Annotated in this window: 20 protein-coding genes; 13 read left to right on the top strand and 7 right to left on the bottom strand. The window is 47.5% G+C overall.

Going from position 1 to position 18,604, the window contains the following annotated elements; genetic code table 11:
- The first annotated feature begins 43 nt into the window (after nt 1-43).
- The 4 genes from EJV45_RS11135 (at nt 44) to EJV45_RS11120 (ending at nt 4,543) form a co-directional block, all read left to right on the top strand.
- On the top strand, nt 44-478 hold the full coding sequence (locus tag EJV45_RS11135; RefSeq protein WP_129715754.1) for an Hsp20/alpha crystallin family protein: 435 nt from the start codon (nt 44-46) through the stop codon (nt 476-478).
- A 125-nt stretch (nt 479-603) separates the two neighbouring features.
- A complete protein-coding gene (locus EJV45_RS11130; RefSeq protein ID WP_129715753.1) occupies nt 604-1,917 on the top strand; it encodes a nicotinamide mononucleotide adenylyltransferase in 1,314 nt (437 codons plus the stop codon).
- Between the two features lie 200 nt (nt 1,918-2,117).
- Nucleotides 2,118-2,534 (top strand): Fur family transcriptional regulator, encoded by a 417-nt coding sequence (locus EJV45_RS11125; RefSeq protein WP_129715752.1) that lies wholly within the window; start codon nt 2,118-2,120, stop codon nt 2,532-2,534.
- Between the two features lie 56 nt (nt 2,535-2,590).
- A complete protein-coding gene (locus tag EJV45_RS11120) occupies nt 2,591-4,543 on the top strand; it encodes a heavy metal translocating P-type ATPase (protein WP_240755260.1) in 1,953 nt (650 codons plus the stop codon).
- Between the two features lie 57 nt (nt 4,544-4,600).
- On the opposite strand, the gene EJV45_RS11115 is transcribed toward EJV45_RS11120, so the two are convergent.
- Entirely contained in the window at nt 4,601-4,966 is a 366-nt protein-coding gene (locus EJV45_RS11115; protein WP_129715750.1) for a PleD family two-component system response regulator, read from the bottom strand.
- 137 nt (nt 4,967-5,103) lie between these two features.
- On the opposite strand from EJV45_RS11115, the gene EJV45_RS11110 reads away from it, so the two are divergent.
- The 7 genes from EJV45_RS11110 to EJV45_RS11080 all read left to right on the top strand — a co-directional run bounded on the left by EJV45_RS11110 (nt 5,104) and on the right by EJV45_RS11080 (nt 11,131).
- A complete protein-coding gene (locus tag EJV45_RS11110; RefSeq protein ID WP_129715749.1) occupies nt 5,104-6,237 on the top strand; it encodes an MBL fold metallo-hydrolase in 1,134 nt (377 codons plus the stop codon).
- Between the two features lie 43 nt (nt 6,238-6,280).
- Nucleotides 6,281-6,652 carry a hypothetical protein gene (locus EJV45_RS11105; protein ID WP_129715748.1) on the top strand — a complete coding sequence of 124 codons (372 nt, stop codon included), beginning with the start codon at nt 6,281-6,283 and terminating at the stop codon, nt 6,650-6,652.
- Nucleotides 6,643-7,416 carry a hypothetical protein gene (locus tag EJV45_RS11100; RefSeq protein ID WP_129715747.1) on the top strand — a complete coding sequence of 258 codons (774 nt, stop codon included), beginning with the start codon at nt 6,643-6,645 and terminating at the stop codon, nt 7,414-7,416. The genes EJV45_RS11105 and EJV45_RS11100 overlap by 10 nt, the downstream gene beginning before the upstream one ends.
- Entirely contained in the window at nt 7,409-8,371 is a 963-nt protein-coding gene (miaA, locus tag EJV45_RS11095) for a tRNA (adenosine(37)-N6)-dimethylallyltransferase MiaA (RefSeq protein ID WP_129715746.1), read from the top strand. The genes EJV45_RS11100 and miaA overlap by 8 nt, the downstream gene beginning before the upstream one ends.
- A gap of 205 nt (nt 8,372-8,576) precedes the next feature.
- On the top strand, nt 8,577-9,077 hold the full coding sequence (locus EJV45_RS11090) for a hypothetical protein (protein WP_129715745.1): 501 nt from the start codon (nt 8,577-8,579) through the stop codon (nt 9,075-9,077).
- A 147-nt stretch (nt 9,078-9,224) separates the two neighbouring features.
- A complete protein-coding gene (locus EJV45_RS11085; protein ID WP_165305039.1) occupies nt 9,225-9,758 on the top strand; it encodes a DUF3347 domain-containing protein in 534 nt (177 codons plus the stop codon).
- Nucleotides 9,759-9,841: 83 nt separating this feature from the next.
- A complete protein-coding gene (locus EJV45_RS11080) occupies nt 9,842-11,131 on the top strand; it encodes a citrate synthase (RefSeq protein ID WP_129715743.1) in 1,290 nt (429 codons plus the stop codon).
- 74 nt (nt 11,132-11,205) lie between these two features.
- Here the strand turns inward: EJV45_RS11080 and EJV45_RS11075 are convergent, their stop codons facing one another.
- From EJV45_RS11075 to EJV45_RS11055, 5 genes are all read right to left on the bottom strand, one after another.
- Complete coding sequence (locus tag EJV45_RS11075; RefSeq protein WP_129715742.1) at nt 11,206-12,351, bottom strand: DUF3667 domain-containing protein; 1,146 nt, start codon at nt 12,349-12,351, stop codon at nt 11,206-11,208.
- A gap of 23 nt (nt 12,352-12,374) precedes the next feature.
- Nucleotides 12,375-13,631 (bottom strand): nucleoside permease, encoded by a 1,257-nt coding sequence (locus EJV45_RS11070; protein WP_129715741.1) that lies wholly within the window; start codon nt 13,629-13,631, stop codon nt 12,375-12,377.
- Nucleotides 13,632-13,821: 190 nt separating this feature from the next.
- Nucleotides 13,822-14,442, bottom strand: a complete 621-nt coding sequence (locus EJV45_RS11065) for a bifunctional nuclease family protein (RefSeq protein WP_129715740.1) — start codon at nt 14,440-14,442, stop codon at nt 13,822-13,824.
- A gap of 63 nt (nt 14,443-14,505) precedes the next feature.
- A complete protein-coding gene (locus EJV45_RS11060; protein WP_129715739.1) occupies nt 14,506-15,474 on the bottom strand; it encodes an electron transfer flavoprotein subunit alpha/FixB family protein in 969 nt (322 codons plus the stop codon).
- A 55-nt stretch (nt 15,475-15,529) separates the two neighbouring features.
- Nucleotides 15,530-16,267 (bottom strand): electron transfer flavoprotein subunit beta/FixA family protein, encoded by a 738-nt coding sequence (locus tag EJV45_RS11055; RefSeq protein ID WP_129715738.1) that lies wholly within the window; start codon nt 16,265-16,267, stop codon nt 15,530-15,532.
- Nucleotides 16,268-16,314: 47 nt separating this feature from the next.
- Here EJV45_RS11055 and EJV45_RS11050 point away from each other — a divergent pair, with 47 nt between their 5' ends.
- Entirely contained in the window at nt 16,315-16,653 is a 339-nt protein-coding gene (locus EJV45_RS11050) for a tetratricopeptide repeat protein (protein WP_129715737.1), read from the top strand.
- A gap of 60 nt (nt 16,654-16,713) precedes the next feature.
- Entirely contained in the window at nt 16,714-17,913 is a 1,200-nt protein-coding gene (gene chrA / locus EJV45_RS11045; protein ID WP_165305038.1) for a chromate efflux transporter, read from the top strand.
- A gap of 20 nt (nt 17,914-17,933) precedes the next feature.
- Here the strand turns inward: chrA and EJV45_RS11040 are convergent, their stop codons facing one another.
- The gene (locus tag EJV45_RS11040) at nt 17,934-18,569 is read right to left on the bottom strand and encodes an autotransporter outer membrane beta-barrel domain-containing protein (protein WP_129715736.1); all 636 of its coding nucleotides are present in this window, start codon (nt 18,567-18,569) and stop codon (nt 17,934-17,936) included.
- Between the last annotated feature and the right edge of the window lie 35 nt (nt 18,570-18,604).

Genomic DNA, 18,604 nt, shown 5'->3' with positions numbered 1-18,604 from the left:
ACAGATATAATCGTGAACTTTAAAATATAAGGAGATAAACACCATGACATTAGTAAAATTCAACAACCGTACCCGCAACCATGTGCCATACTTTAACAATGTTTTTGATTCTTTGTTTAACGATGCATTGATCAAAACCGGTCGTCCGGCACAACAGCCGCAGGTAAACATTAGCGAGACGGAACAGGCCTATCATATTGAAGTCGCCGCTCCCGGTCTTAAGAAAGAAGATTTTCAGGTAACCGTGAATGAAAGCGTGCTTTCTGTCTCAGTTGATAAGAAAACGGAGCAGGCTGAAGAGGCAAAAGGTTACACCCGCAAGGAATTTACCTTCAGCTCATTCAGGCGCTCGTTCAATCTTCCTGAGACTGCAGATGAGTCGCAGATCAGTGCAGCTTACACAGATGGAATTTTGAATATCACAATCGGAAAAAAAGAAGAATCGAAACCTGAGAAACGGTCGATTGAAGTTGCCTGATCATTTCAGGGCACGAACAGGCGCTCGCACGGCAAAGCGCTTCAGCATGAGGTAAGTGCAGATTTAATGTGATTGATAAGGGCAGTATGGCAACATATTGCCCTTATTTTTTTTAGTTTTGCGGCATGGAAAGAGAAATTTTGGACACGAAGCGCAAAGCCCTGAAAATTAACCTTGACCCGAACATTTATGGCACATTTGCCGAAATCGGGGCAGGGCAGGAGGTGGCCAGAAATTTTTTCACAGCGGGTGCTGCATCAGGCACGGTTGCAAAAACCATGTCTGCGTACGATATGACTTTCAGTGATGCCATCTATGGTGCAGAGGCTTCAGGCAGGTATGTGAGCCAGAACCGTTTGCTGCGTATGCTTGATCATGAGTTTGGTTTGCTGACTGAGCGGCTAAATGGCGAAAAGTACGATTCACGGACCTTCTTTGCCTTCGCAAACACGGTTACCACGCTGAATTATAAACGAACGAATGACCCGCATGGCTGGATCGGCATTCGCTTTCAGACTGAAGCTGGCGGTAGTCCGAATGAGATATTTTTCCACGTCCGGTTGCTCGACACTGACGTTTACATGCAGCAGAAGGTGCTTGGCATTATCGGCGTAAACCTGGTTTATGCAGCATTTTATCACAACAGCGATCCCAAAACAATGATTGAATCGCTGGCAGACAATCTTACCATCGGTTCAGTAGAAATAGACCTGATTTCTGTAAAGGGCCCGGCGTTCCCGGATGTCAATAACATCCTGCTGAACCTGTACCTGATTATGAAAGATTTTTCGACTGCGGCCATTTTTGACTCAGACGCGCATCCCCGACAGGCAAAAGACCTGTTGTACAAAAAGGATGTCATGATTCTTCGCACAAAGTATGGCCAGAAATCAAAACCAAATTTCAGCATGTTGAATAAAGCGGTGGAGCAGTTTGTGCGAGCAGAGCATGTAGCACAGGAAAATCTTGCCGTTCTTATTGAAGTGTTGCTGACCAATGTGCTGACAGATGAGAACGAAACGCCCGATGACATTGATCTGGAAGCCGTTGCAAAACGTGCAGAGGAAATGTGTGAAACCGGTAATCTCGTGCTCGTATCAAACTTTACACGGCATAACCGCCTGGCGAAATATCTTGACCGCTGCCGCGCGAAGAGTGTGGGCCTGACCACGAACATCAACAACCTCAAGTTCGTTTTCAATTCCAATAACTTTGGCGAGAACTATGCGGGTCAGTTGCTGAGTTATGTAAATGATATGTTTAGTCGCAATACCCGCCTGTTTGCCTATCCTTTCCTTGATAAAAAAACAAATGAAGTGATTACTACGGCCAACATGCCTATCACGCCGGATGCCAAGCCTTTATTTGATTTCCTTCTTACCAACGGTTACATCACAGACATCAGGGATTACGAAGAAGACGACGTAAAAACTGTCTGATCGCTGCGCTTGCCAACCGGCGCTTTTCGCTCCTTGAAAAACGCTACTCACTATAAAGTTTGCAACCCGGTTGCAGTTCGTTTTACGTGTCAATGAATGTAGAGTTTGCGTAAACTGCTTACCTTTGCATAAAGTTTCGGGCTGGTTCTCCCTGCGCATAGTGCAAGGAGCGACTGCTGACCCCGGAAACCTGATACCGGATGAAAGATAACATCGAACAGTTGTTAAGAGCTCATGACGTAAGTCCGACGGCTATGCGCATGATCGTTCTGGATTACCTGGTCGATCAGCCTTCGGCCCTGAGCCTGGCAGACCTCGAAACTGCGCTGAGACCGGCAGACCGGATTACAATTTACCGCAGTCTTCGCACCTTTGAAGAAAAAGGTCTTGTTCATAGTATTGACGACGGATCGGGAATAACGAAATATGCCTGTTGTGCTTCAGACTGCGGGCCGTTTGGTCATCATGATGTACATGTGCATTTCGTTTGCCGTGGTTGTCAGGAAACCTATTGCCTGCCCCGTACGCAGGTGCCTGAGCTTGGACTTCCACAGCAGTTCCTTTCTGAAGAAGTCAATTTGGTCGTAAAGGGCGTCTGTGCAGCCTGCAACCGCTAACATTGCAATCCCATTGCAGGCTTTCCTTTTGTACTTTTGGACAAATGACAGCACACATGCAATCCACATCACATCAACATACCGGGCATAAACACGACCATAACCATGATGACGACCATAACCATGATCACGATCATGAGCATCATATGCATGACACCATCGGTATTCCTGCCTGGAAGCAGCATGGTGCGCTGATACTTGCCTTTCTCGTACTTGTCGTTATGCTTGTGTGCGAGAATTTTGGCGTCATCATTCCAGTTCCTGTTCAGCTTGCTGTGTTTGTGCCAGCCTACCTGCTGGCCGGATGGAATGTTTTGTTACTGGCGCTGAAAAAACTGCTGCGTGCAGATTTTTTTAATGAGTTTGTGCTGATGAGCGTGGCAACCATCGGTGCTTTTTCCATCGGTGCCTATAGCGAGGGGCTCGCGGTTATGGTGTTTTATTCAATAGGTGAATGGTTTCAGGAAGCAGCGGTAAACCGGGCAAAAAAAAGTATAAAAGCCTTGCTCGATGTCAGGCCTGACCGTGTAAGCGTTTTCCGGAATGGCAACCTGACGGATGCTGATCCGGCCGGGGTACAACCCGGTGAAACGATTCGTGTACTTCCCGGCGGAAAAGTAGGCCTTGACGGCGAGCTGCTTACGGAAAGCGGCCGTTTCAATACCGCTGCGCTGACAGGTGAGGCGAAACCGAGGCATCTTGTAAGCGGCGAAACTGTGCTGGCCGGCATGATCAATTTAAATACCCCGGCAGATATCCGCGTCACCTCGCGATTTGCGGACAGCAAAATGAGCCGGATTCTGGAAATGGTACAGGATGCCACTTCGAGAAAATCGAAAACGCAGCTCTTTATCTCGCGTTTTGCAAAAGTGTATACACCTATCGTTTTTGCGCTCGCGCTCTGCGTACTTATTGTCCCTTACATTTTTCTGGACCATTACAATTTTCAGGACTGGCTTTACAGATCGCTTGTATTTCTTGTAATCAGTTGTCCCTGTGCGCTCGTAGTTTCTATCCCCCTGGGATATTTCGGAGGAATTGGACTTGCCTCAAGAAACGGGCTGCTTTTCAAAGGTGCTAACTTTTTGGATGTACTGGCAAGAACAACCACTGTGGTGATGGACAAAACAGGAACACTAACTGCTGGTGTATTTGAAGTGCAGGAAGTGAGTTCGGCGAGGGCTGACGATCTGCTTGTCATGGCTGCTGCGGTAGAACGACACTCGACACATCCCGTGGCAAAAGCAGTTGTCAGGGCGGCAGGCAGTGCTGAACTGCCTGAAGTATCGAACGTAGAAGAACACCCGGGGCAGGGTATGACTGCAATGCTTGACGGTGACCGTGTGTTGGCCGGTAACAAAGCGCTGTTAAAAAGTTTCGGCGTTACCTACCCCGATGATCTTGATGCGATCACGGATACGCTTGTCCTGGTTGCAATAGCCGAAAGGTATGCTGGTTACATCCGTATTGCCGATCAGATGAAACCGGATACGCCTGCGGCTATAAAGGCACTGCATAAGGCGGGAATCAGGACCGTTCTGCTGAGCGGTGATAAGCAGGCGGTAGTTGATCAGATTGGCAGTCAGCTTGGTATTGAAGCGCGGTTTGGAGATTTGATGCCTGAAGATAAGACGGCACGTCTTAACAGCCTCAGGCGTTCAGGAGAGACAATTGTATTTGTTGGCGATGGAATTAATGATGCTCCTGTACTTGCGCTTGCCGATGCAGGTATAGCCATGGGAGGGCTGGGAAGTGATGCGGCGATCGAAACTGCAGATATCGTAATTCAGGATGACCAGCCTTCGAAGGTCGTACGGGCCATACTGATTGGTAAAAAAACGAGGAACGTTGTCTGGCAAAATATCATTTTAGCCATGACCGTTAAAGTGGCGGTATTGATTCTTGGTGCCGGCGGGCAGGCCAGTCTGTGGGAAGCGGTAATTGCAGATGTGGGCGTTGCGCTCCTGGCAATTCTTAATGCGGTGCGGATTCAGCACACTAAATTTTAACAACGGTCAGGGCTAGCCAAGTTTTCTGTAGGCGCCTGCTGCCGGGCTCGTTATGTGCTAGTGCGCGGTTAAGCGTTCAATCCGGTTCACGAGGTCAGAAATTTCGAAGGGCTTGGGAATAAAATCATCTGCACCTGCATCTTTAGCTGATCTTTCAAGCTCGGCGCCTGCAGAGAAAAGAATGATTGGAATGTGTTTGGTTTGCTGATCGCTTTTTAACTTGCGGCATATATCCCGGCCGTCAGATCCGGACATCCAGATGTCTAACAATAAAATGTTCGTCTGTGGATCAACAAGCTGAAAAACGCTGTTTCCGTTATCTGTGGCGAGAAGTTCGTATCCCTCATATTGCAGAATCAGACCAACGGCGTCCAGAATTCCTGGGTCGTCATCTGCGAGAATTACTTTTTTAGTTTGCGGCATCGCAAAGTGTAAACAAAAACCTTGCCTTTTAGGCGATTGTCTAACATTTCTCATAACTATCGCACATGGACTGAAAAAAACCTGAAATTTTTGGGTCGTAACGCCTTAAGTTTACCTTTGCAAACCGCACAATCACCATGATCTATTTTCTGATATTTATAGTTGCTGCCACCGCGCTTGTCTGGTGGATTCTCAAACTGCCTGTGTTTGGCCGGCTGCCCGCCGGTTTTCGCCTGGAACGAATTAGGGCACAGCCAAATTATGCAAATGGTGCTCTGAACAACTTATTGCCAACACCTATGCAGCCGGAGGGCGTCAGCATGGTTACCATTCTTCGCGCGTTTCTGAAAGGTGATCCGGCGAGGCGGCCGCCTGTCCCGATTGTTCCTGCCTTACCCGACTTTACACGCCACGGCGGCGCCGGAAGCGAATTATGTATAACATGGTTCGGGCACTCCAGTTACCTGATCCAGTCTGAAGGCAAATCGCTGCTGGTTGATCCGGTGTTTAGTGAGCGTACATCGCCATTTGACTTTATCGGGACCAAGTGTTTTGAGGGCATGAATTTTATGGATACCGGCAAATTGCCTGTACCTGATGTCGTTCTCATTACACATGATCATTATGACCACATGGATTTTCAAGTGATCAAAAAACTGAGAAAAGAAAAGACTATTTTTATTTGCTCGCTGGGCGTCGGTGCGCATCTTGAGCACTGGCAGATTGAGTCTTCACGCATACACGAGCTTGCCTGGTATGAGCACGCCGAAGCAGCAGGCTTCTCATTAAGAGCGGTGCCGGCCAGACACTTTAGCGGCAGGCTGTTTAAGCGGAACCAGACGGCCTGGTCAGGGTTTGTCCTGCAAACGGGTAACAAGCGGCTTTTTTTGGGCGGCGATTCGGGTTATGGTCCGCATTTTAAAGACATCGGCGAGGCGTACGGACCATTCGATCTTGCCCTGCTTGAGTGTGGGCAATACAATGAGTTTTGGCCTTACATTCATATGTTTCCGGAAGAAACTGTAGCTGCCGCCGCTGATCTGCGCACAGCTGCACTGATGCCGGTGCACTGGGGAAAATTTACGCTGGCCATGCACCCCTGGAATGAATCTGTGATCCGGGTCCGTGCCAAAGCGCTCGAGACCGGCATGCCTTTATTGACGCCCCGGCCCGGCCATACATTCCGGATCAGTGAACGGCCCGCTGATGCATGGTGGGAAAATCTGCAGTTTGCCGGAACCAGCACACAAAATATTGCAACCGCAGGCTAAATTTGTGAAACCAATTACCGCCCGCGGCGTTTAAATGATGAATATGAAAACAGATCCTGTAGAAATTTTTCAAACCATCAGGGCAGTCCTGCAGCCCTATGCGGCCCTTGGTTTTGTAGTCAGGGAAAACAGCGAAACGGTTTACGACCTCTGGAGTGAAAAAAAAATCGAAGTAAAAGGTCAGGAACGTACTGAGCTTCACTTTGCTTCACTTGAAATAGACGGTACGGCAGTTGATTTTCATTTCCTTCCGCCAGATACGGCCGACGATTCGAATCCCGGCTCTGCGCTGACTTCATTGCAAAGCGGCGATGGTCACTTCAAAATAAATGAACTGGATGATACCATCCTCGCAGAGATTGAAAACCTGCTGGCTATCGGCTTTAAAAAGTTTAAGCAAAACGATTGGATCTGAGAGACTGGTCCGCTGCGGTTGTAAATCGTCTCGGGGAGCCTGCGAATTGCCAGGTTTTTGAGGAAGAGGGAATGCTGCTAGCCGCCTTTCCGCCACAGCGCCTGGTTATACACTTTGTGAGTCTCTTTACAAAGGACACGCCCGCTAAATTACTTTCCGTTCAGGCGCGTTACGCACAGTCGGGACATTTTCTCATTCACTTGTGGGAAGATGTCTGGAAGGCCAGGCCCGAGCAGGTATTGAGCCGCGTCCGTTCACTGCTCGGCCTTGACCGGAAGATATATGCCCGTCAGACACACGCATCAGTACTCGATAGCCGGGCCACATCAGCCTTTCTCGACGATCATCATTTGCAGGGTGCGGTACGCGCAAAATATCGTTATGCGCTTTTTAAAGATGATATGCCGGTGGCTGTGGCTACATTTGGTCCGCTGAGGCAAATGGAAAGCCGGGGCGTGCAGCATATCTCTACAGAATTAATCCGCTTTGCCGGACTTTCGGGTTTCAGGATAACCGGCGGACTCAGCAAACTGCTTCAACATGCTATCACAGAGCTCGGGGTTCAAGATGTCATGTCGTATGCGGACAGGGACTGGTCGCTCGGCAAAGGTTATGAAACGCTTGGTTTTAAATTAGCGGGCGAAACCCCACCTTTGTACTTTGAACTCAGAAACGGTGAGCGGGTCAGGAAGAATAACGAAACCGCCGATTGCACTGCTAAACCTTTTAATACAGGAAGTTTGAAATATATCTTAGATGTCTGATCAGGAAATACCTAACCTCATCGTGATTCTTGGCCCCACGGCCTCAGGAAAGACCCGGCTTGCCGTCCGCCTTGCTACCATACTCGATGCCGAAATCATCAGTGCAGACAGCAGGCAGGTTTTTAAGGGGATGGATATAGGTACGGGAAAAGACCTGACGGAGTATGAGACGGAAACAGGCAGTCACATTCCATACCATCTGATTGACATTTTGCCGGCGGGTGCCAGTTATGACGTTGCTCAATATACAAACGATTTTTACAGAACTTTTGAAGATATAACCAGACGCGGAAAACGTGCAATTCTTTGCGGGGGAACGGGTTTATACATTCATGCCCTGCTGAAGAATTATCAGGAAACCCTGGTACCCGTAAATATGAATCTGCGGCAACGCCTGGAACATGATGAGCTTCCCGATCTGATCAGGAAGCTTCAAAATTTCCCCGAGTCGCTGCGCCTGAATGCCGATACGGGCACAAAAAAACGAACCATCAGGGCAATAGAAAAAGCAATGCACTTACAGGAAAACAGCATGCCTCAAAAGGCACGACCTCGCTTGATTCCGGTCGTTTTCGGGTTAGAGCTGGCGCGCGATGAACGCTGGTCTCGTATCGAAAAGCGGCTCGATGACCGGCTTCAGGCCGGTCTGGTTGCTGAAGCTGAACAGCTGCTTGCGAACGGGGTCTCTGCCGACCAGCTTAAATTTTATGGCCTGGAGTATAAATACCTTGCGCAGCATCTTGAAGGAGCGCTTGACAGAGCGCAGCTGCGTGAACAACTTAATTTTGCGATCCGTCAGTTCACCAAACGGCAGATGACGTTTTTCAGAAAGATGGAGAAAGACGGTATTGCCATCAACTGGCTGCCCGCTAACACACCCATTGCCACGCAAACGGAAGCGATTTGTCAGATTCTGGCTCAGGCAGGTCTTGAATTTCCGACAAAGCCCGATTAATTAACCCGAACAGATTTACCGGCGTTATTCGGGCTGAAAGCCTTAGTTATCTGTGGTTTGAAGGCTTCCGGCTGGTGCCTGGCGCGGTTGGAACAATGGATTGGCATGCCTTTTGAAAGGGTGAGAAAACTGAGCTGCCGGGCACGGCCAGCGGGAAAAGGGAATCTTTGACCGTGGCACTCAAACACTAAATGAAAAACTCGAAATGAAAAAATTAACAAAAATGATCGCTGCCGCTGCAGCAGTAGCAGTGATACTTTTCTCGACAGAAAGCAAAGCCCAATCAACGACAAAACTTGGTATCGGATTAAACGGCGGCATCCCGACGAATGACGGACACGGATTTGCACTGGGCGGAGACCTTCGCTTACAGTTTGACGTATCTAAACGCGTATCGATCCCTGTAACTACAGGCTATACGCACTTCTTTGGAAAAGACAACGTGCCTGATTTTGGTTATATCCCCGCTAAAGCAGGTGTTAAAGTATTCTTGAATGATACAGGTTCAGGTGCTTATGGTTCAGGAGAACTTGGAGCGGCCTTTGGTACCAACGAAGGTGGCGGTACCCGCTTCCTGTATTCGCCGAGTCTTGGATATGCATGGAGCAACGGTCTTGACTTAAGCGTTAAGTATGAAGGCCTTCCGCAAAGCGGTAACAACATTGGTCAGGTAGGACTAAGACTGGCTTACGGTTTTAAACTGTAACCTCAATTTCATGAAACGAATAAAGCCCCGCAAACTCGGGGCTTTTTTTATTTTTTTACGATATAAATTGCTATTTTGAGCGCATAACCGAATAACACCGGGAGACGTGGCAACTTTCCACTGATGCCATATATTAACACAATACGAATGAAAAAACTACTCATGCTTGCCTCTTGCCTCGCGTTTTTTGCCTGCGGCAACAGCAAACAGGAACATGCCGATGCCCATCAGGAAAAAGAAGAAAATGTGGTTCCCGTAGCCACCGTGCCAATAAAAATAAAGGATCCTCAGATTCAAAACGTTTATACCCAATACATCCGCCTGAAGGATGCGCTGGTCAGCTCAAACTTTGATGCAGCCAAACAAGCTTCTGTAAGTCTTCAGCCCGAGCTAAAGAATGTATCAGGCTGCGAAACCGCGCTGTCACTCAACAAAAAGATCAGTGAAGCAAAAGACCTGGCAGAACAGCGTAAGCACTTCACCTCATTGAGTGAAGATCTTATCGGGCTTTTTAAAAATACTTCGCTGGTTACCGGTAAGATCTATGTTCAGCATTGCCCGATGGCCAACAATGGTGATGGGGGCGACTGGCTGTCATCAGATGAAAAAATCCAGAATCCTTACTACGGCGACGAGATGATGGAATGTGGTAACATTTTAGAAGAGATTAAGGCTAAGTAGGCATTTTAACACGAAATTAACATCAGATAAGGCACCTTTAAGGTCTATTTAACTACTTTTATATCATAAATAATTAGAAGCACATGTCAGATATTGCAGAAATCAAAGTTGACGGGAAAACCATAGAATTGCCGGTTATTACCGGTAGCGAGAATGAAAAAGCCATTGATATTGCCAAGTTGCGCGATCAAACAGGGTTCATAACTCTGGATACAGGCTACAAAAACACGGGCTCTACGAAAAGTGCCGTTACCTTTCTCGACGGTGAAGAAGGCATCCTGAAATACCGCGGTTATGCAATCGAAGAGCTTGCAGAAAAATCCAGTTTCCTCGAAGTAGCCTACCTGCTTATCTATGGAGACCTGCCAACTCAGGCTGAACTGGATAAATTTCAAAGTGATATCAGCATGCACACACTGATTCATGAAGACATGAAGAAGTTTTTTGATGGTTATCCATCGCGGTCGCACCCGATGGCGCAACTCATCTCGCTGGTTTGTTCACTTTCAACTTTTTATCCTGAATGCCTGAAGTCACAACAGACTCCGGAAGAAAAAGATCTGACCATCATCAAACTGATGGCAAAAATGACTACACTGGTAGCGTTTATCTATAAAAAATCGCTTGGTCATCCGCTTATTTATCCAAAGAACAAGTATGACTATGTGACAAATTACCTTTGGATGACCTTCGGCCAGCGTACCGAAGATTATGAAGTGAATCCGGTAGTGGTAAGTGCCATGAACAAACTGCTGATCCTGCATGCAGATCATGAGCAGAACTGTTCGGCATCAACCGTTCGTATGGTTGGCTCTTCTGATTGTAACCTGTACGCTTCGATCTCGGCAGGAATTGCAGCTCTCTGGGGCCCGCTGCATGGCGGAGCGAACCAGGCCGTTATCGAAATGCTTGAATTGATAAAAGAAGATGGCGGGGACACCGAAAAATGGATCAATAAAGCGAAAGATAAGAATGATCCTTTCCGTATGATGGGATTTGGACACCGGGTGTACAAAAATTTTGATCCACGCGCCAAGATCATCAAAAAAGCCTGCGATGATATTCTTGAAAACCTTGGTATCGACGATCCCGTGCTCGAAATTGCTAAGAAACTTGAAGAGGCCGCGCTTACAGATCAGTATTTTATCGACCGTAAACTATATCCGAATGTCGACTTTTATTCAGGTATCATTTACAGGGCGCTCGGTTTTCCGTCTGAAATGTTTACTGTCCTTTTTGCACTGGGCCGCCTGCCGGGTTGGATTGCACAGTGGAAGGAAATGCATGAGAATAAGGAACCTATCAACAGACCGCGCCAGGTTTACGTTGGGCATAAAGATCGTGAATTTGTTCCGATCAAAGACCGCGGTTAAATACCGTACAACCATAAAAAAAGCAGGACCATTGTCCTGCTTTTTTTATGCCATTGTTTATTCTGAAACAGTTTTTATGCCACTGTATATTCTAAGATAGTCTCGATTACACTCTCAGTGATAAAGAGACTCAGCTTGTAAAGAATAACCAGCGTAATCACCTTTTTTATCGTCTGACCGCGGGAACGGTTATAGAATTTTCTAAGCCCGGAATACAGGTACCAGATGATGCCCGCCAGTACCACCATATCTATGGCCTTACCGACGTACGAACTTTCTCCAAATACATAATTCTGGATCGGCACACTGAAGATCTGAACGATAAAGAACGCGATCATACCATGGATCGTAAAGATGAGGTGGTCGAGGTAATAAATATGATTGCGTCTGAAATTAAGCATGATAAAGAACGCCAATAAAGGCATCAGGAGAAAGTATTGCTTAGGCCTGTATTTTTCAACCTCTTTTTCTATTGTCCATTCAGGTCCTGTCTTCGCCCTCAGCTTGATATCCTTCTTTTTTTCAAAACGTTCAAACCAGTTGTCGCGATCTTCAGCTGGCAGCCTTCCCTGGCGAATCATATATGATTCATAGGTGCTGTCTTCCTTTAAAATATGTTCGCGGCGGTAACTGTTCACTATCCGGTCAATTGAATCGCCGGGAGCGGCCTTTTGTTTGGCCTCAAGGTCTTTCAGAACCACAGCCTGCTGGCTGAAACTAAGCTTGCTGAACTTTTTGCGGTCAAGTTTTTCGTAAATCCTGTCCATGGTGGTTCCGACAACACTGGCTCCCGGAATGCCCTTCATTTCCATCGTGTCTTTGGCCAGCTGCATCTGCTGTTGCAGATCTTTTGCTTCAGCCAGCGTTTTTTGCTCAGACTTTACCTGCTTCTTCGTCTGGTTATGGTTCTCTGCCTGCGGCACAATCAGGAAATAAACGATCGACACAAAAATATACATGCTGACGGGCGGCAGATATCTTGCGCGTTTGCCGGCGATATAATCGAGGGTAACTTGTCCTGGTTTGGTCAGCAGCGGAACAAGTGTTTGAAAGAACTTGCTGTCGAAATGAAAATAGTGACCAATACTATGGCTGATGAAATGCCAGAATGGTTCCTTAAGCTCAATATTCGGCTGGCCGCAGTTGCTGCAGTAGTGCTTTTCTACATGTTCCCCGCAATTGAGACAATTGTGTTCTTTCCTGTATTTTCCTCCTGACATAGTGGAACGGGATGGTGTGAGTGTTAATGTTGAATAGCCGTTACGTCTGCAGCTCTGTGCTTATACCTGAACGCAAAAGGAAAAATCACCGCTAATACAAGCGCGTACAGCGCAAAAGCGGTCCATATGCCGGGCCAGTCTTTACTCTGGTCTGGCATGGTATAAAAATGTTCTATGATGTATCCGCTGGTGAAGCTGCCAAACAGCGCTCCAAAACCATTCACCATCATCATAAACAGGCCCTGTGCGCTCGCCCTGATTCGGGGCTCGGTCTGTGTCTCCACAAACAGCGACCCCGAGATGTTAAAGAAATCGAAGGCCATGCCGTAGATGACACATGACATGATAATCATCCAGAGTCCGTCGGCCGGGTTTCCGTATGCAAATAGTCCGAAACGAAGCACCCAGGCCATCATGCTGAACAACATCACGTATTTGATGCCAAAGCGGCGCAGGAAAAACGGGATAGCCAGAATGAACAATGTTTCTGAGATCTGAGAGATGGACATAATAATGGCAGGATATTTAACTGCAACCGTATCGCTGTAGGCAGGAATGTTTTTGAAGTCGTGCAGGAACGTATCTCCATACGCGTTTGTGAGCTGCAGGGCAGCGCCAAGGAACAGGGAGAAGATAAAAAACACCGCGAATTTGCTTTGCCTGAACAGTGTAAAAGCATTCAGGCCCATCACGTCAACAAAACTTTTACTTCCCGTCTTCGTCCACAGCGGTGGGCATTTAGGAAGTGTAAAGGCGTACAGACCAAGCGCTACCGCTACGGTGCCGGCAATGTAGAACTGGTTTGCCGAGGTTTCATTTTCGGTGAGGCTTACCGTCCAGAGTGCAGCAATAAAACCGATTGTTCCCCAGATGCGGATCGGAGGGTAGTCTTTTACCACATCCTGGCCTGCGCTTTTAAGCGCCGAATATGCCACACTGATAGACAGTGACAGGGTCGGCATATAAAAAATCATGTTTAACAGCATGACCCAGAAAAACGTAACCGGATCTTCGATCAAAGGGAGCGAAAACAAACTCATGGCGCCCAGTAAATGCAGGATGCCGTATAATTTCTCTGCGTTGATAAAGCGGTCGGCAATGATTCCGGTCAGAGCGGGCATAAAAATCGCTGAAATGCCCATTGTAGAGAAGATGATTCCAAATTCGGAGCCAGACCACTGCTTGTTCTGGAACCAATACGCGCCGATTGTCAACAACCAGGCCCCCCAGATGAAAAACTGAAAGAAATTCATCGCGATCAGGCGCAACTTAACATTCATAAAGATCCTTTTGGTAAATAATAGTCAGTTTGGACGTAATATATTATGGCTCTAAAATGCTAAAAAAAATCGATGGAAGCCGCACGCCGTTTATATTTTATCCATTGGACGGAAAAAATAAAGCCTGTACGGGACAAGCTTTCATTTACACTATTGTAAGTGTTAAGGGAAAAAAGAACTGTCCGGACAATCAGGACGTTCCTCTTTTATTGATCTCATCACGAATGCGGGCAGCTTTTTCATACGCCTCTTCTGCCAGCGCATCCTGAAGTTTCTGTTGAAGTTCTTCAAGGCTAAGCTGGGCAAACGAACTTTCACGCGCAGCGCTCAGCGGCACCGTCTCTGCCTCAGGATCTTTTACGATGGCATCGATATTTTCGAGAAACAGAAAATCGTTGCTTTCGATTACGATGCCTGCAGAAGCAAGAATAAACTCGTAGGTATAAATTGCTGCACTGAATCGCACAGCCAGTGCAATAGCGTCGGATGTTCGTGCGTCAATCTCCTTAACCTGGCCGGACTCATCTGCACAGACCAGCTTGGCATAAAAAACGCCATCAACAAGGTTGTAAATTATAACCTCGGTTACGGTGATACGAAACGTTTCTGCGAACGATTTGAATAGGTCGTGGGTAAGCGGCCTGCTTGGCGTCATTTTTTCAATCTCGATCGCTATCGCCTGGGCTTCGAAGGCGCCAATAATGATGGGCAGCCGCCTTCTCCCCGTTACCTCTCCCAGTACCAGCGCATAAGCCCCCGACTGGGTCTGGCTGTAGGAAAGGCCAACAATATCTAATTTTACTTTTTTCATTGAAGGTGATATTGCAGCGCTGCCTGTAAGGAACAGGTTTGCAGGTAGCGCTGCATGCTGTAATTAGGCTTTATGGGCTTTCAGTGCTTCGATCAGTTTAGGCACGACCTCAAAGGCGTCGCCCACTATACCGTAGTCTGCCACTTTAAAGAACGGCGCTTCGGGATCTTTGTTTATAACGACGATCACTTTTGACGAACTTACGCCTGCAAGATGCTGAATAGCACCCGAAATGCCGATCGCAATATAAAGATTCGGACTGATGGCGATACCTGTCTGGCCAACGTGCTCAGCATGCGGACGCCAGTCAGCGTCAGATACCGGTTTCGAACAGGCAGTCGCTGCACCCAGCAAATCAGCCAGTTCCTCGATCATTCCCCAGTTTTCCGGACCTTTAAGTCCGCGGCCGCCGGAAACAACCCGTTCTGCATCAGGTAAGGAAACTTTGTCGGTTGCTCTTACAATATCTTTGATTACGGTCTTCAGGTCGTTGCCGCTGATCTCGGGCTGGAAAGATTCGATCTGGACATCAGTTGGCTGCTCCTTTACGCCGAACGCATTCGGATTTAAGGCAATGACCTTCTTTTCAGAGGTTAATTCGGTAATTGCAAAGGCCTTACCGGAGAAGGCTGTTTTTTTAACTCTGAAGCCACCAGATGTGTCAGGAAGATCAACGGCACCATCGGCCAGACCTGCCTGCAACTTAACAGCGATACGCGGTGCAAGACCTTTGCCCGAAAATGAATTAGAAAGGACAACAATATCGGCACCCTCTTTTTCGGCCGCTGCTGCAATAACACTGGCATATGCCTGGTTAACGAATGTTTTCAACTGCTCGGCACCTACACTCAATACCTTTGCCGCGCCGTAGCGGCCCAGTGCGCTAAGCTCATCCTGGGCCACGCTGCCGATTGAAATAGCGGTTAATGTAGTACCAACCTGATCGGCAACGGCCTTTGCATAGGCTACCGCTTCAAAACCTGATTTTTTGAATTTGCCATCGGCATGTTCAACGTATACTAGAACTGACATATATTTTTAGTTCCCCGCAGGGATTTAAATGTTCAAATTTGGACTGTTGGAAGTATTAGATAACCTTAGCTTCCGAATGAAGCAGGCTGATAAGCTGTTCAGGCTGGTCGGCAGGAATTTGCTTCACTGCCCCGCGCGGCGCCGGGGTTTCGTAACTCACAATTTTTGTCAGTTCGGCTACAGCCTGTGCCTCTACAACCGCGAGTGGTTTTGTGCGCGCAGACATGATGCCACGCATGTTCGGTATTTTCGGTTCAGCCACACCTTCAGCGCAGCTGGCAACGAACGGACCTTCAATGCTGATGACCTCTTTACCGCCCTCGATCTCGCGTTCAATCTGACTTGCAGATCCGTCTGTATCCAGTTTTTTGATTATAGATACGGATGGAATTCCTAATATCTCAGCGGTCATCGCAGCGACCTGCGCGCCATTGTAGTCAATAGACTCACGACCGGTAAGAATCATGTCGAATGCCTGGTCTTTCGCATAAGCTGCAATCTGACTGGCTACAAACCAGGCATCACGCGGAGCGGCATTGATGCGTACTGCATCATCAGCACCGATGGCAAGCGCCTTCCTGATGGTTGGCTCGGTGCTAGTTTCTCCGACATTAACGACAGTAACTGTTCCTTTTCCACCCTCAGTAAGCTCAATAGCCCGCGCAAGCGCAATCTCATCATACGGGTTGAGAATGTATTGCACGCCGGCTGTATTGAATTGGGTATTTTGCTCGGTAAAAGTTATTTTTGTCGTCGTGTCGGGCACGTTACTGATACACACTAATATTTTCATATATGTAGGTCTTTTTGCAAATCTACTTAAAAAAGCACGTAATTAAAATGTCGACAGACCGAATCTCGAAGTTGCTGGAGTTTTTAAAAAGTGAGCCGAATGACCCCTTTGTGCTCTATGCGCTGGCTACTGAATACAACAGTAAACAGGATACAGAAAAGGCGCTCGCGTACTATCTGCAGCTTACACGCGACCACGCAGATTACGTCGGCACCTATTATCACCTGGGGAAACTATATGAAAAGTCGGGCAGGACAGAAGAGGCGCTGAGTACCTATCAGACAGGTATGGAACAGGCACGGAAAAAGCGCGACATGCATGCCTTGTCAGAGCTGCAGGGCGCGTACAACAGTGCCTCCGGATTCGACGATGATGACGATTATTAAAGGCTTTTAAATTCTTTACATCCCTGATTATGTTGTAACTTCAACAACGTTTTACAGAACTTGGCAAAAAGACAATGGTTATTTATCCGTAACGTAATTTTCTTTACGTTTACATCCTTTGGCGGCGCGCAGGCACACCTGGCCCTGCTGCTCAAATACTTTGTAAAGAACAGTCACTTCGTAACCGAGGACGAACTTCTCGAACTAAATGCGCTATCGCAAGTGCTTCCGGGGCCGGCCTCTACGCAAACGCTTGTGGGTATTGCGTATAAAGTAGGTAAGTTAAAGTTGGCTTTACTTACCTTTCTTATCTGGATGCTACCATCAGCGGCCATTATGACCTTTGCTGCAATCAGTTATTCCATGCTGGACCAAAAGGAAAAGTTCATGGAGGTGCTGGAGTTTATTCAACCCATTGCGCTTGGAATTGTTGCGTACGCCGCGGTCAACCTGGCAAAAAAGATCATGGCATCGCAGGTTTCGGTGTTCCTCGCTATCGGATCTGTGATTGCAACGCTGGTACTGCGTAATGCTTATGTATTTCCGCTTGCTATCCTGATCGGAGGGATGATCTCTTCTGCGGTTGAAACACCCCGGGAGGAAACGGAATTACGCGTTAAGTTGTTTTCTAACATTAACCCAAAAAAGCTGTTCTATTTTATCGGTGTGCTGCTTATTTTCGCGCTGCTGGGTGCATTGATCAACACAACCTCGCCATTCAGTCTGCCTATTCGCCTTTTCGAGAACTTTTACCGCAACGGGATCTTTGTGTTTGGAGGCGGCCAGGTGCTGGTGCCGCTTATGTTTACCGAGTTTGTGCAGATGAAGCATTATTTGCATGCAAGCGGCTTTCTTTCAGGATACGCCTTACAGCAAACACTTCCCGGCCCGACATTTTCTTTTACCAGTTATCTCGGAGCGCTTACAATGAAAAACTTTGGATATGGGATGAGCGGCCAGGTATTGGGCGGATTGGTCGGCGTGATCGGTATCAATCTTCCCGGTCTCATTTTGATCCTGTTTATTGTGCCCTTCTGGGATCAGCTAAAAAAAATAAGCCGGATTAAACATTCGCTGTCGGGTATCAATGCAGTGAGTGTCGGTTTCATTGTAGCCGCCTTTCTGCTGATGCTGCTGCCTATGGGTTTCAACTGGCTTTCGCTCGCTATCATGCTGGCGACTTTCCTGTTGCTGAATTACACGAAGATCAGTCCGCCGCTCATTGTCCTGGCTGGTATTCTTCTTAGTTTTGTTCTTTAAGAACACGATTACAAGATTCGCTATTTCAGCTTGTTAAGCAATTTGCTGAGGTTTGGTTTAATACCGACACTGACGGGAACGGTTTGAAATACCTTGCCTTCAAAGTCGCTGAAGCCGCGCATGTAGGCAGCCTGCAGAAACAGATTGGCTCCGCCAATATTGTATTCAACTCCTCCGCCAATTTCAGCGAGGCCATTCCAGTTCGTTTTGTTTTCCATATTGATGGTACTGTTTTGTTGATTTACGGTAGCCCGCGGACTCAGTACGAAACCGCCTCCGCCACCTGCAAAGCCATAGAAAGCAACTTTGTTTATGATCTTGCGATAACCGAGGTTCATGTTCAGGAGGTATGTTGTTGCCCTGCCTTTCTGAACGGTGTGACTATAACCCGGATCAATCACTTGTCCGTCAAAAGAAAACGCATGAAGACTTACTTCCGGATACAGGAAAAGCCCACTTTTCCCAAGTCCGATATTGAGACCAATGGTTGTCGAAAATTTGGGGCCGAGATAGTCGGCCGTTTCTCCGACCGGGAAGGCGAAACCAAGTCCGCTCATGGTATATAACCTGTCTGTGCGGGTGGTATCAGCCTGCCGGGCAGCAACAACAAATGCCTGACAAGCCAGGCAAAATAAAATTATTGATTTCTTGATCATCTGGAGGGTATATCAAGGGTAACAACAGAGACCTG

This window comes from Pedobacter sp. SYP-B3415 (genome assembly GCF_004138205.1).
GTDB lineage: Bacteria > Bacteroidota > Bacteroidia > Sphingobacteriales > Sphingobacteriaceae > Pedobacter.
This window is presented reverse-complemented; position numbering and strand designations above follow the sequence as displayed.

Coding starts and splice junctions, on each gene's coding strand:
- EJV45_RS11085 (WP_165305039.1), top strand. CDS start 9,225: ATGAAAAAACTACTCATGCTTGCCTCTTGCCTCGCGTTTTTTGCCTGC.
- EJV45_RS11130 (WP_129715753.1), top strand. CDS start 604: ATGGAAAGAGAAATTTTGGACACGAAGCGCAAAGCCCTGAAAATTAAC.
- EJV45_RS11080 (WP_129715743.1), top strand. CDS start 9,842: ATGTCAGATATTGCAGAAATCAAAGTTGACGGGAAAACCATAGAATTG.
- miaA (WP_129715746.1), top strand. CDS start 7,409: ATGTCTGATCAGGAAATACCTAACCTCATCGTGATTCTTGGCCCCACG.
- EJV45_RS11050 (WP_129715737.1), top strand. CDS start 16,315: ATGTCGACAGACCGAATCTCGAAGTTGCTGGAGTTTTTAAAAAGTGAG.
- EJV45_RS11040 (WP_129715736.1), bottom strand. CDS start 18,569: ATGATCAAGAAATCAATAATTTTATTTTGCCTGGCTTGTCAGGCATTT.
- EJV45_RS11075 (WP_129715742.1), bottom strand. CDS start 12,351: ATGTCAGGAGGAAAATACAGGAAAGAACACAATTGTCTCAATTGCGGG.
- EJV45_RS11090 (WP_129715745.1), top strand. CDS start 8,577: ATGAAAAAATTAACAAAAATGATCGCTGCCGCTGCAGCAGTAGCAGTG.
- EJV45_RS11110 (WP_129715749.1), top strand. CDS start 5,104: ATGATCTATTTTCTGATATTTATAGTTGCTGCCACCGCGCTTGTCTGG.
- EJV45_RS11055 (WP_129715738.1), bottom strand. CDS start 16,267: ATGAAAATATTAGTGTGTATCAGTAACGTGCCCGACACGACGACAAAA.
- EJV45_RS11125 (WP_129715752.1), top strand. CDS start 2,118: ATGAAAGATAACATCGAACAGTTGTTAAGAGCTCATGACGTAAGTCCG.
- EJV45_RS11105 (WP_129715748.1), top strand. CDS start 6,281: ATGAAAACAGATCCTGTAGAAATTTTTCAAACCATCAGGGCAGTCCTG.
- EJV45_RS11065 (WP_129715740.1), bottom strand. CDS start 14,442: ATGAAAAAAGTAAAATTAGATATTGTTGGCCTTTCCTACAGCCAGACC.
- EJV45_RS11115 (WP_129715750.1), bottom strand. CDS start 4,966: ATGCCGCAAACTAAAAAAGTAATTCTCGCAGATGACGACCCAGGAATT.
- EJV45_RS11070 (WP_129715741.1), bottom strand. CDS start 13,631: ATGAATGTTAAGTTGCGCCTGATCGCGATGAATTTCTTTCAGTTTTTC.
- EJV45_RS11060 (WP_129715739.1), bottom strand. CDS start 15,474: ATGTCAGTTCTAGTATACGTTGAACATGCCGATGGCAAATTCAAAAAA.
- EJV45_RS11135 (WP_129715754.1), top strand. CDS start 44: ATGACATTAGTAAAATTCAACAACCGTACCCGCAACCATGTGCCATAC.
- EJV45_RS11120 (WP_240755260.1), top strand. CDS start 2,591: ATGCAATCCACATCACATCAACATACCGGGCATAAACACGACCATAAC.